Below are 13,351 nucleotides of genomic sequence, written 5' to 3'. Positions count from 1 at the left end.
GAAAAATCAAGAGAAATAAAGTTTTTTTTTACTTTTTTTATACATAAATAAACAAAAAACTTTTGTAATTAAAACATTACAAAAGTTAAAAATTTTAATTTATAAAAATAGGATCAACATGCACCATACAATGCTTTACTCCCTCAAATTCTTTTTCAATTGCTTCATGAACATTCATTGCTATTGCATGCCCGTCATATACTGATAACTTTCCGTCTACATAAATTATAATATCAACATATTTTTTACTTCCGAAAAGTCTCGTTTTTATATCCTTTATTGAATAAACACCATCAATATTTTTTATAACTTCAACCATATCCTTAACAGTATCTTCATCACAAGACTTATCTACCACTTTATCTACACAATCCTTACCTATTTCATAAGCAGCTTGAAAAATCATTAAACAAATTAAAATGCATGCAATAGGATCAAGTATTGTAAAACCTAACCTTGCTCCCAAAATACCAACAAAACTACCTATTGAGGATAAAGCATCTGATCTGTGATGCCAAGCATCTGCTTTAAGTGCAGTAGAACCTGTTTTTTCTCCAGCTCTCATTGTAACTCTAAACATCATTTCTTTTACAACCACAGATAATACGGCTATATATAAAGCAATACTGGAAGGTACAGCTATAGTAGTATGATTAATAATTTTTACTATCCCGTCATACCCAATACCAAAACCTATAACTGCAAGAAATGCCGATAAATACATTCCAACCACACATTCTATTCTTTCATGTCCATATCTATGTTCAGTATCTGATTCTTTACTTGAGGCATTTATACCAACCATAACAGCAACAGTACTAAACACATCTGAAAGAGAATGTATACCATCAGAAATAAGAGCTGATGATTTTCCAAAGAATCCAACTGCAACCTTTATTATAGATAAAAAGACATTTACTATCATGCTCCAAAGAGATACCTTCATTGCAAGTTGCTTATCAGTTAAATTGTTTTTCATGATGATAACCTCCAAATAAAAAATATATCCATGAAACCCACAGATATATCAAACTGTTGCATAAAGCCCGGCACTACGCCTGTTAAATAGGATATTAATTTATTAGTCGAATTTTACTACATATTTTATTATATGTCAATATTACTTTTTTGTAATAAAAAAAGATTGTCCGAAAACAATCTTTTTTATTTTTAATTAATTTTATTCATTAAAAGGTTTCAAAACTACTTTTATTGCTTCCCCTGTTTTAATTGCTTTAATACCTTCTTTAATATCTTTTAAAGGCATAATATGAGTTACAAATTGTGTAGCATCAATTTTCTTATTAACGATTAATTCAACAGCTTTTGCAAATACTTCTGGAGCATAAGCAAATCCGCCTACTACATTAAGTTCTTTATAATGAATTAAGTTACTGTCGAAAAGAACTTTACAATTATCTTTTGGAAGACCTCCAAATAGAACTACAGTACCTCTTGGTTTAACAAGATGAGTTGCTTGTTCTTGAGCTGAACCAACAGGACATGCAACGATAACAACATCAGCTCCATGACCGTCTGTTTCTCTCATTACGCAATCTTCCAAAGTTTCTTTATTTGGATTATTAAATACATCCGTAGTTTTAAATCTATGAGCCATTTCAAGTCTTGATTCATTTGGTTCAGAAATAATTACTTTTCTTGCTCCTCTCGCTTTTGCAATAGCACTATGTAGATTCCCAAGAGGACCGGCACCCATAATTACAACATCGTCCCCTTCTTTTACTCTTGCAAATTCTTGTACAGAATAAACACTTGATGTTGTTTCTGCAAGAGGAATTAAATCAACATTAAAATCACTAGGTATTTTAACTATTGTATCATCAGTACAACATTCTTCTGGTAAAGCTGTATATTGTGCATATCCTCCAGGTAAATTTGTACCAAGTGTTATTTTATTTTCACAATGATTTTTTAGTCCATGTGTACAGAAATAACAAGTACCACATAATCCAACAAGTGGATTTATAACAATTTTTTCTCCAACAGGATAATTTTCATTATCACTTTCACAAATAATACCTGCTGCTTCATGTCCTAAAATATAAGGAGGTGTAACCGCAAAATGTCCTGAACTAAAAGTTCTAACATCAGAACCACAAAGTCCTACTGCTTCAACTTTTATTAAAACCCCTCCTTTTGGACATTTCGGTGTTTCAACTTCTTCTAGGCCAAAATCTTCAGGGCCTCTGAATACGACTGCTTCCATTAATATTTTCTCCTTTATAATTTAATCATAACTATGTATTTATCTATATTATTATAAAACATAATTATTATTTTTTCAACAATATATTTGAATAATTTTACTAATTAAAACATAAAAACCTTTTAAACAAATAAAAATAATGATAAAATAAAATATAAGGAGGTTATCTTTATGAATAATATAAATACTATAAAAGAATTATTAAAAAGAGAAGTCGATGCAGTTAACAATTTAGAAAAAAGTTTAAATTTTGAAATAGTTGAAAAAGCAAGTAATAAAATTGCAAATTGTAAGGGGAATATCATATTTGCAGGATGCGGATCTTCCAGTACAGCAGCATTTAGGGCAGCAAATATATATAATTTTTTATATATTCCTTCAATTGCAATAAACGTAATGAATGGACTTCACGGAGAATATGGAGTAATAAGAGAGAATGATATATTTGTACCTATTTCCAAAAGCGGCAATACAAAAGAACTTATGCATTCCATTCCAATAGCTAAAAAACTTGGAGCATATATAATAGCAATAACAGAAAACAAGGATTCTTATTTAGCTAAAAATTCAGATATTTGCATAACTTTTGATTCTTTAAAAGAACTTGACGACAAAGAAATGGTTGCAACATCATCAACTACCTGCACAAGCATAGTTCTTGATATAATAGGTGCAACTGTTATGAAAATAAATAATATAACAGATAAAGATTTTAAATTAATACATCCTTACGGAGCCGTTGGAGAAATGCTAAAAGACAAATAAAAAAAAGAGAGCAAAGCTCTCTTTTTTATAATCCTAAAATTTCATTAATTAATTGATTTACAATACCAGGATTAGCTTTTCCTTTTGTTTGTCTCATAACTTGACCAACCACAAAACCTGCAGCTTTTTTCTTTCCACCTTTCAAGTCTTCAACAACTTGAGGATTATCATTTAGAATTTTTTCAACGATAACTTTGATTTCTCCTGTATCGTTCATTTGTTTTAAGCCTTTTTCTTCAACTATTACTTCAGCATCTTTACCGCTTTCAAACATTTCATTTAAAACTTTTTTAGCAGTAGATAGGTTTATATCTCCTTTATCAACAAGGTTTATAAGTTTAGCAAGATTTGCCGGAGTAAATTTAATATCAGCAAATTCTAATTCATTGCTATTTAAGTATGCTGAAATATCTCCCATTAAGAAGTTTGCAACAGATTTGATGTTTTTAGTATCCTTTATTGATTCTTCAAAGAAATTACTTATTTCACTTGAACCTGCTAAGAAGTTTGCATCATATTCACTTAAAGAATATTCTTCCATAAATCTTTCTTTCTTTGCTTGAGGAAGTTCAGGCATTTGAGCTTTATATTCTGCAATTTCTTCATCTGTTAAGATAATAGAAACTAAGTCAGGGTCAGGGAAATAACGATAATCATGAGCATCTTCTTTGCTTCTCATAGAGAATGATTTTCCTTTTTCATCATCCCATTTTCTTGTTTCTTGTACTATTTCTTCACCTTTTTCAACGGCTCTAACTTGTCTTTTATATTCATATTCTATAGCTCTTTTTAATGATCTAAAAGAGTTAAGATTTTTCATTTCTGTTCTTGTACCAAATTCACTTGAACCTTCTGGCATAACAGATAAGTTTACATCAAAACGAAGAGAACCTTCTTGCATTTTACAGTCAGAAACTCCTACAGTTAAAAGATTGTTTCTTACTGTTTCAGCAAATAATAACGCTTCTTCTGCCGTTCTGATATCAGGTTCTGTTACAATCTCAATTAAAGGAACCCCACATCTATTATTATCAAGCAATGTTTGATAATCTTCATGAATAAGCTTTCCGGCATCTTCTTCAATATGAATTCTTGTTATATTTATTCTTTTCTTTTCTCCGCTTTCCTTAGTTATATCAAGATATCCTCCAAGACAAATAGGTTCATCATATTGAGATATTTGATATGCTTTTGGAAGGTCTGGATAAAAGTAATTTTTTCTATCTAATTTTGAAAAGTTTTGAATATTACAGTTTAAAGATAAACCTGCTTTTACAGCATATTCAACAACCTTTTTATTAAGTACGGGAAGAGTTCCAGGCATTCCCATACATCTTTCACATACATGAGCATTTTCTTCGGCACCAAATTCTGTTGGGCAAGAACAGAAAATTTTACTTTTTGTACCTAATTCACAATGAATTTCAAGCCCTATTACCATAGTATAATTTTTCATTTCTTACCTCCTATAAACTTGGTTTATTTTTATGAAAATCAGTTACTTGTTGATAATTATATCCGGCTTTTATAATATCACCTTCTCCAAATGCTCTTGATGCAATTTGAAGTCCTATTGGCATACCATTTTTCGAAAATCCACATGGAATACTTGCAGCAGGTATTCCTGCAAGGTTAGCAGTAACCGTAAATATATCATCAAGATACATCTTTGTTTGATCAGTACTTTTTTCACCTATTTTAAATGCTTCGCTTGTTGTTGTAGGAGTAAGAACTATATCACATTGTTTAAATATTTCATCATATTGTTCTTTAATAATTCTTCTAACTTTTAAAGCCTTATTATAATACATATCATAATATCCAGCAGAAAGAGCATATGTTCCAAGAAGAATTCTTTTTTTAACTTCTTCACCAAAACCTTTTGTTCTTGAATTTATTATAATATCTTCAAGTGTTTCCCCTTCTTCTCTAACTCCGTATCTTATTCCGTCAAATCTTGAAAGATTTGAAGATGCTTCAGAAGAAGAAATTAAATAATATACAGGTATTGCATAATCAAAACAGTCGAAAGAAATATCCACTATTTCTGCACCCATTTCTTTAAATGTTTCAATTGCTTTTTTTATATTATCACAAACATCTTTATCAATTTTGTTTTCATCTAAAAGGCTATAATCAACGCCCACTTTCATACCTTTTATACCATCACTTAAGAAAGAAGTATAATCAGGAACATCAACTTTCATGCTTGTAGAATCATTTTCATCATACCCTGCAATTACATTAAGCACACTTGCTACATCTTTCATATCTTTACCAAAAGGTCCTATTTGATCAAGAGAAGAAGCAAAAGCAACAAGTCCATATCTTGAAACTCTACCATAAGTAGGTTTTAAACCTGTTACCCCGCAAAAAGCAGCAGGTGTTCTTATTGACCCACCTGTATCAGACCCAAGAGTAAAAGCAGCTTGTGATGCACTTACACTAACAGCACTTGCACCAGAAGATCCTCCTGGAACTCTTGATGTATCCCAAGGATTTTTTACTGTGTGATAAGCAGAATTTTCATTTGATGAACCCATTGCAAATTCATCCATATCAACTTTACCAAGAAGTAATGCACCGCTGTTTTGAAGTTTTTTATATACAGTAGCACTATAAGGAGGCACAAAGTTTTCAAGTAACTTAGACGAACAAGTTGTTCTTACATCTTTTGTACACATATTATCTTTAAGGGCATAAGGTATCCCATCAAGAAAACTTAAAGGTTCTCCCTTTAAAATTCTTTCTTCGCTTTTTTCTGCATCTTTTTTTGCAACCTCAAAAGTTTTTGTTAAAAAAGAATTTAATTTATCATCAGTATCTTCTATTCTTTTTATATAACTATCAAGAACTTCTTTTACACTGACTTCTTTTTTATCTAGCATATCTCTTAATTGATATACGGTTTTTTCATATAAAGCCATGTTTCTTCCTCCATGTTTTATTTACACATTTTTCTTAATATTTTAACAATTCCATTAATTGTTTTATTATACATTTTTTTCATGCTTTTTGCAATGTTAATCCCCTATAAATACCCAATATGTAATAAAAAAAGAGGCTTACGCCTCTTTTAAGCTCTGTTATTTTATTTATTAATTATCCTCTTTAGATTCTTCATCTTTTTCTTCGGTAGCTTCTTCATCTGTAGACTCAGTGTCTTCAGTTGATTCTTCATTATTTTTTACCACATCTTCTTTTTCTTCTATAACTTCATCTACAGTTTCTTCTTTCTCTACAATATCTTCTTTTGACTCTTCTTGTTCTTGTACAGATTCTTCTTGTTCCTCTATATTTTCTGAAACTTCGCTATCTTCTTTTTCTTCAGATGTATCAGCTTCTTCAACAGTTTCTTCTTCAACAACTGATTCATAAACAATATTTCCTTCTGAATTTTGTTCCTCAGTTTCTTCTATTTTAACTGTTTGTGAATTATTTTCTAAAATTCTATATACTCCCAAAAGAACAAAACCTATACCGCCTATAGTACATAATGGTTCAATTACATATGGGAGGAATTGTGCAGGGAATAAATATTTTAATATTTCGCCCATTTCAAATCCTTGAGAAGTATATGATGATACGGTAGAAATAAAAGAATATATTCCCATAATTGCATCAAAAATTGCAACTACAAAAAATATAACAGAGAAAATTTTAAAAATATTATTTTTGTTTTGTCTTTCCTTCATAAATAAACTCTCTTTCTATAATAATTTCATAATCATCAATATTGTACCAATATTTCATGTAGAAAAAAAGAGTAATTATAAAAAACACAAAACTTTCATAAATTATTCACTGCATATTATTAAAATTATTAATTTATTTATATAAAAAAATCATTTATTTATAAAGTATAACTTAATTAATCAATTTCTACATATTTTTCTATCTCACTTTCTATATTTTCCAAAATATCTTCCATATAAGAAATTTGTTTTTCTTTATTAGAATATTCTTCTCTTGTTATTTCATCCTTATCATATAAAATTTCTAAATCATCGTCGATTAAATCAAGCTTATCTTCTAAATCTTTTACATCATCTTTTAATTTAGCATATTCATTTTTATCAGATACATTCAATTTATTTTTTAGTTTTTCTATTTCATTCTTTAAAATATCAATTTGATTTATATTTTCCATTCTTTCTTTGTCGTTATCACTTTTTATTAAAGACCTACTATTATTCATATCGTTATTGCTATTTGATAAAGATAATGAGCAGGCAGACAATGAACAAATAAACAAACAAATTAAAATTGAATAAAATACTTTCTTTAACATCGTTTCACCTCATTAAATATTTTTATCAACAATGATTTTTTTATTCAAAAAAAAGAGAGGTTTCCCTCTCTTAATTAATCGTCTACTCCAAAATAAGTTCAATTTTATCTTCATAATTATCTAACTTATTATCCATACTATCAAGTTTCTTTTCAAAATTTCGATAATCACTTTGGCTTAATGAACCACTTTCATACATCATTTCCAAATCATCATCCAAAATATCAATCTTATTTTCGACTTTTTTTATTTTAGAAGAAATATTTGAATATTCATCAATATTTTTTTGTCTGCTGCTACCTGCTTTTGCGTTATTTACAATATCTTCCAATTCATCCACTTCTTTTTCATAAGAAGAAATAGTGTTATTTATTTCATCTAAATTTACACTGGATTTCGTATTAGAGCTTCCTTCATTATTTGTTGTAGAATTTGAAACAGAATCTGTTGAATTAGAATGTTGTGCATCATTCCCTAAATTTATATTTATACTACAACCCGCAAATAACGCTAAAGAAACAGTCATTGCTAAAACCAATAAACCCCTTTTTTTTCATTCTACCCTCTCCTTAAATTTTAATAAAGTGGAAATCTGTCAGTTAAATTCTTTACTCCTTCTCTGATATAATCAGCCTTATTATCAAAATCAGTAGCCGCTAAATAAATAAAATCTGCTATTTCCTTCATTTCATCTTCTTTAAATCCTCTTGATGTAACAGCAGGAGTACCTATTCTAACACCACTTGTAACAAAAGGACTTTCAGGATCATTAGGAATTGTATTTTTATTAACAGTTATATAAACATCGTCAAGTCTATTTTGAAGTTCTTTACCTGTAACTTTAACCTTTCTTAAATCAGCAAGCATTAAATGATTATCTGTTCCTCCAGAAACCAAATCAATACCTCTGTTCATAAGTTCATCAGCTAAAACAGATGCATTTTTTACTACTTGTTTTGCATATTCTTTAAATTCTGGTTTCAAAGCTTCTCCAAAACAAATAGCTTTTGAAGCTATTACATGCATCAATGGACCACCTTGAGTACCTGGGAAAATTGCCTTATTTAGTTTTTTAATAAGATCATCATCATTTGTTAAAATAACACCGCCTCTTGGACCTCTTAATGTCTTATGTGTAGTTGTTGTTACTACATGGGCATATTCTACTGGATTCATGTGACATCCACCTGCAACAAGTCCTGCAATATGAGCCATATCCACAAATAAATAAGCTCCTACTTCATCAGCTATTTCTCTAAACAAATCAAATCTAATTTCTCTTGGGTATGCACTTGCACCTGCAATAATCATTTTAGGTTTTACTTTTTTGGCAATGTCCCTTACTTCGTCATAATCAATCATATGAGTTTCATCATTTACTCCATATGAAACCATATTATAAAGAATACCTGATTGATTAACAGGTGAACCATGAGTTAAATGTCCACCATTATCAAGACTCATACCCATAACCGTATCACCAACATTACATAAAGCTTGATAAACTGCCATATTAGCTTGAGCTCCTGAATGAGGTTGAACATTTGCATATTTTGCACCAAAAAGCTTACATACTCTTTCTATTGCAATTTCTTCAGTTTTATCTACACATTCGCAGCCTCCGTAATATCTTTTACCAGGATATCCCTCTGCATACTTATTTGTAAGAACAGTTCCCATTGCAGCCATAACTGCAGGAGAAACTACATTTTCAGAAGCAATAAGTTCTATATTTCTACATTGTCTTTGATATTCTTCAAAAATACTTCCGCCTACTTCTTTGTCATATTCCATTAAATCTTTTATGTTTTTTTCTACATTCATTAAATCCATCCTCCTAAAGTATGTCATTTTAATTTTACTAAATTTATTGAATTTTGCAAATACTTTTTAAGCAATATAATATATATAAATTTTAAATTTTATTTTAGTAAAATCATATTAAAAATATGCTATATATTTTAAAAAATATATATAAAATATCATACAGTTTAATGACCTAATATACATAAAAAACACTTTTAAAAAAGTGTTTTAAATTATATCTATAATATCTCTTGCGCCACCCGTAATGCATTCTCCGCCTTCTTTACCGACAATAAAAGTTTCTTCAACACCGACAATTCCTCTATTATCAACGCCGCATTTTGGCTCAACTGCCAAAACCATATTTTCTTCTAAAGATTCATTAAATCCATTTGCTATAACAGGATATCCATCTAAAAACATTCCAACACCATGTCCTAAGAAAGAAACTTTTCTATCTTTATACCCCATAAAATTTTGTTTTAATTCATTTGAAATATTATTCATTATTTCATTATAAATTTCACTTGGCTTATTTTCCGGCTTTAAAAGAGAAGAAACCTTGTTTAAAATTTCCATACATTCATGATGAAATTCTCTTTCTTTATTTGTTACTTTACCTTTAAAATTATAAACTTGTGTTTTATCCGTTTGATATCCTTCAAACATAGGAGAAGTATCTACAAAAACCAAATCTCCTTTTTTTAAGGTATAATCTCCTCCTACAATAGGAATAATAGCATTTAATCCTTGCATCCCTCCAGGCCCATCATGATTTGTATTAGCAAGGGCATTTTTACCAAAACTAAACTGTCCCAAAGCAACCTCATTATAAGGATCTTTAAATCTTACAACACCTTGTGAACCAAGTTTAATTTTTTCATTATATAATATTCCTTGAAATTCTTTTTCTTTCAAACCTTCTTTTAAAATATTAGGAACAACTTCGTTAAATGCTTTAGAATGAATCTGTCCACATTTTCTAATAAGATTAAGTTCATATTCACTTTTTACGCTTAATAATTTATCAAGAATTCTATCCACATCAAAAATATTATTCATATTTAAATATTTTTTTATTCTGTTTAATACAAGCATTGTCATTTGTGACATTTCTATATATACATCTGATAATTCGTTACCAATATATTTTACAATATCCTTGTAAGATCTAATTTTATATACGTCATCAATAGTTGCTTCTGCTTTTGCTCTATCATAGTCTCTTCTAACAAACAAATATGGCTTTCTTGTTTTGTTATTAAAAATTAAAAGAGCATCCTGCATTGTACCGGTAAAGTAATATTGATGGATTCTATTTATAATAATAACATTATCCCATTTACCATTTTCATCCATCATATTTAAAAATTTATCTATTCTATTTTTGCTTTCTTCTTTTGGAAGTAAATGATACATAATATACCTTTCTTTCTATATTTTTATTACCCAAATTTTTCTATATTATAACTTTAATATTTATTTAATGCAAACAATAAAATTAATATAAATATTTCTATTAACATAGTATAAAACAGTTAACAAAAAAGGACTTAAAAGTCCTTTTTATAATTTTATTGAAAGAGGTTCTACCGACCTTTGTAAAATACCATTTAAGTATGCAAGAAGAATTCCATAATTTACGATTTCCAAACCTTGATTATTTGTATAGCTAATTCTATGTTTCATTTCTTTTTCATTTAACATACATCCACCACAGTGAACAACAAGAGCATACTTATCAAGATTTTTTGGGAATTCCGTTCCGCTTGCAAATTCAAAGTTTAAATCTTTATTTGTAAATTTCTTTAACAATTTAGGTATCTTCTCACTTCCGATATCTCCACATTGTCTATGATGAGTACAGCCTTCACTTATTAAAATAATATCTCCGTCTTTAAGCTCTTTTACTTTTCTTACTCCTCTAAGTAATATATCAATTTCACCTTTATATCTTGCAAATAATATAGAAAAAGACGTAAGAGGAATATCTTTAGGAGTATCTAAACTTACTCTTTCAAATGCTTGTGAATCTGTGATAACAAGCTTAGGTTTTTCTTTCATTAAAGAAATAGTATCTTTTAGCTCATCTTCTTTACACATTATAGCAACAGCACCTTTATCCAAAATATCTCTTATTGTTTGTTGTTGAGGAAGTATTAATCTTCCTTTTGGTGCAGCTTTATCAATAGGAATAACTAAAATAACTTTATCTGACGGATTGATTAAATCAGACACAATAACTTTTTCATTCTCTTTAGGAGCTATTTTACCTATAAGTTCTTTTAACTCATTAATATTTTCTTTGGTTATAGTGCTTACATAAATATAATTTTCATCTTCTATCTTAGTTTCAATCAAATCGGATTTATTCATTACAACCAAATATGGAATATTTTTATCTTTTATCAAAGAAAGAATTTCTTTATCTTCACTGCTTAGCCCTAAAGAACTATCTACAATAAGAAGTGCTATATCTGTTTTATTTAGCACTTGATATGCCTTTTCAATACGCTTCTTTCCTAGCATTCCTTCATCGTCAAGTCCAGGTGTATCAATTATTGTTACCGGACCTAATGGTAGCATCTCCATTGATTTACTGACAGGATCAGTTGTTGTTCCTTTAACATCAGAAACTATTGCAAGCTCTTGTCCTGTTATTGCATTTATTATGCTGGATTTACCTGCATTTCTTCTTCCAAATATGCCTATATGAATTCTATTTGCATTTGGAGTTCCGTTAAGTCCCATTTTCTCTCCTATACTCTAAAGTCTCTTTGTCCTTTTTTAATATTTTCCAAGTTTCTCTCAACAATTTCTCTCATTTTGTCACTTGGAATTTTTTTAATTTCTTTTTCAATCAATTTATAACCATCTTCTCTTGTCTTTTCACTTGCATAATCTTCTAAATATTCAGCAAGTGTCATAATTGCATTAGGTTGACAGCAATTTGCAATTTGTTTACTTTTTACAAGCTGCATAAATCTATCCCCTGTTCTTCCTTCCCTGTAACAAGCAGTACAGAAACTTGGGATATAATCCATTCCTATAAGCCAATCTACAACTTCATCAAGAGGTCTATTATCACTAAGTTCAAATTGTGCTGAATTTTCTTCTTCAGGTTCATCATTTGCATATCCGCCTACACTTGTTTTACTTCCACCACTTATTTGAGAAATACCAAGATTCAATACTTTTTCTCTACATTCTTTACTTTCTCTTGTTGAAATAATCATTCCTGTATAAGGAACAGCAATTCTAAGACAAGCTACAATTTTAGCAAATACATCATCATCAATTCCATTATCAAAATCATCAGGGTCAATATCATCTGCTCTTCTAAGTCTTGGAACAGAAATAGTATGAGGTCCTACCCCTTTATATGCTTCAAGATGTTCTGCATGCATAAGTATACCCGCAAAATCATATCTGTATAAGTTAAGTCCGAATAAAACACCAATACCTACATCATCAATTCCTCCATCCATGGCCCTATCCATTGCTTCCGTATGATAAGCATAATTATGCTTTGGACCTGTAGGATGAAGTTGTTCATATGCTTCTTTGTTATATGTTTCTTGGAACAATATATATGTTCCTATTCCGGCTTCTTTTAATTTTCTGTAGTTTTCAACAGTTGTTGCAGCAATATTTACGTTAACTCTTCTTATTGAACCGTTTTTGTGTTTTATTGAATATATTGTTTTTATGCTTTCAAGTATGTATTCGATAGGATTATTTACAGGATCTTCTCCTGATTCTATGGCAAGTCTTTTATGTCCTAAATCTTGAAGAGCTATAACCTCTCTTTTTATTTCTTCTTGTGTTAGTTTTTTTCTGCATATATGTTTATTCTTATAATGATAAGGACAATATGTACAGCCATTTACACAATAATTGGATAAATATAAAGGTGCAAAAGTAACAATTCTGTTACCATAAAATTCTTCTTTTATTTCCTTTGCAAGTTTAAATATTTCTTCATTTTTTTCTTCAATATCGCAATCAAGTAAAACAGTAGCTTCTCTATGACTAAGTCCTTTTTTCTTTCTTGCTTTTTCTAAAATTTCATCGATTAACTTTTCGTTATGTTTATTTTCATCAGCATATTTTAAAGTTTCCATAATTTCATTATCATTTATGAATTCTTCTGCTTTTGGTGACATAACATCATATTTTATACCCATAACATTTCTCCTTTTCATAAAATGTTTTATATCAATAATAATTTAACTACATAAATTATTTATTTTAATAACTAA

General features: G+C 29.2%; 12 protein-coding genes. 1 reads left to right on the top strand and 11 read right to left on the bottom strand.

From position 1 onward, the window contains the following. Positions 1 to 94: 94 nt before the first annotated feature. The gene (locus ACTQYZ_RS04345) at positions 95 to 979 is read right to left on the bottom strand and encodes a cation diffusion facilitator family transporter (RefSeq protein ID WP_441022990.1); all 885 of its coding nucleotides are present in this window, start codon (positions 977 to 979) and stop codon (positions 95 to 97) included. A gap of 201 nt (positions 980 to 1,180) precedes the next feature. Further along, the gene (locus ACTQYZ_RS04340; RefSeq protein ID WP_441022988.1) at positions 1,181 to 2,227 is read right to left on the bottom strand and encodes an alcohol dehydrogenase catalytic domain-containing protein; all 1,047 of its coding nucleotides are present in this window, start codon (positions 2,225 to 2,227) and stop codon (positions 1,181 to 1,183) included. Between the two features lie 171 nt (positions 2,228 to 2,398). Between ACTQYZ_RS04340 and ACTQYZ_RS04335 the strand changes: the two genes are divergently transcribed. Next, positions 2,399 to 2,992 (top strand): SIS domain-containing protein, encoded by a 594-nt coding sequence (locus ACTQYZ_RS04335; protein WP_329385169.1) that lies wholly within the window; start codon positions 2,399 to 2,401, stop codon positions 2,990 to 2,992. 25 nt (positions 2,993 to 3,017) lie between these two features. Here the strand turns inward: ACTQYZ_RS04335 and gatB are convergent, their stop codons facing one another. From gatB to hydG, 9 genes are all read right to left on the bottom strand, one after another. Then, the gene (gene gatB, locus ACTQYZ_RS04330) at positions 3,018 to 4,448 is read right to left on the bottom strand and encodes an Asp-tRNA(Asn)/Glu-tRNA(Gln) amidotransferase subunit GatB (protein WP_441022986.1); all 1,431 of its coding nucleotides are present in this window, start codon (positions 4,446 to 4,448) and stop codon (positions 3,018 to 3,020) included. Between the two features lie 10 nt (positions 4,449 to 4,458). Further along, a complete protein-coding gene (gene gatA / locus ACTQYZ_RS04325; protein ID WP_441022985.1) occupies positions 4,459 to 5,919 on the bottom strand; it encodes an Asp-tRNA(Asn)/Glu-tRNA(Gln) amidotransferase subunit GatA in 1,461 nt (486 codons plus the stop codon). Between the two features lie 171 nt (positions 5,920 to 6,090). Further along, complete coding sequence (locus ACTQYZ_RS04320; protein WP_441022983.1) at positions 6,091 to 6,687, bottom strand: hypothetical protein; 597 nt, start codon at positions 6,685 to 6,687, stop codon at positions 6,091 to 6,093. Between the two features lie 176 nt (positions 6,688 to 6,863). Beyond that, complete coding sequence (locus tag ACTQYZ_RS04315; protein ID WP_441416089.1) at positions 6,864 to 7,283, bottom strand: hypothetical protein; 420 nt, start codon at positions 7,281 to 7,283, stop codon at positions 6,864 to 6,866. An 82-nt stretch (positions 7,284 to 7,365) separates the two neighbouring features. Next, positions 7,366 to 7,809 carry a hypothetical protein gene (locus tag ACTQYZ_RS04310; protein ID WP_441416088.1) on the bottom strand — a complete coding sequence of 148 codons (444 nt, stop codon included), beginning with the start codon at positions 7,807 to 7,809 and terminating at the stop codon, positions 7,366 to 7,368. Between the two features lie 50 nt (positions 7,810 to 7,859). Further along, positions 7,860 to 9,107: a serine hydroxymethyltransferase gene (gene glyA / locus ACTQYZ_RS04305; RefSeq protein ID WP_441022977.1), complete on the bottom strand. Its 1,248-nt coding sequence runs from the start codon at positions 9,105 to 9,107 to the stop codon at positions 7,860 to 7,862. A gap of 210 nt (positions 9,108 to 9,317) precedes the next feature. Beyond that, positions 9,318 to 10,508: a M24 family metallopeptidase gene (locus ACTQYZ_RS04300; RefSeq protein ID WP_441022975.1), complete on the bottom strand. Its 1,191-nt coding sequence runs from the start codon at positions 10,506 to 10,508 to the stop codon at positions 9,318 to 9,320. Between the two features lie 147 nt (positions 10,509 to 10,655). Then, a complete protein-coding gene (gene hydF, locus ACTQYZ_RS04295; RefSeq protein ID WP_441416087.1) occupies positions 10,656 to 11,840 on the bottom strand; it encodes a [FeFe] hydrogenase H-cluster maturation GTPase HydF in 1,185 nt (394 codons plus the stop codon). 8 nt (positions 11,841 to 11,848) lie between these two features. Then, a complete protein-coding gene (hydG, locus tag ACTQYZ_RS04290) occupies positions 11,849 to 13,276 on the bottom strand; it encodes a [FeFe] hydrogenase H-cluster radical SAM maturase HydG (protein WP_441416086.1) in 1,428 nt (475 codons plus the stop codon). Positions 13,277 to 13,351: the final 75 nt, after the last annotated feature.

Source organism: Anaerofustis sp. LCP19S3_F7 (assembly GCF_052119445.1).
GTDB classification, from domain to species: domain Bacteria; phylum Bacillota; class Clostridia; order Eubacteriales; family Anaerofustaceae; genus Anaerofustis; species Anaerofustis butyriciformans.
Note: the sequence above shows the minus strand (reverse complement) of the source record. Positions and strands in the feature narration are given on the sequence as shown.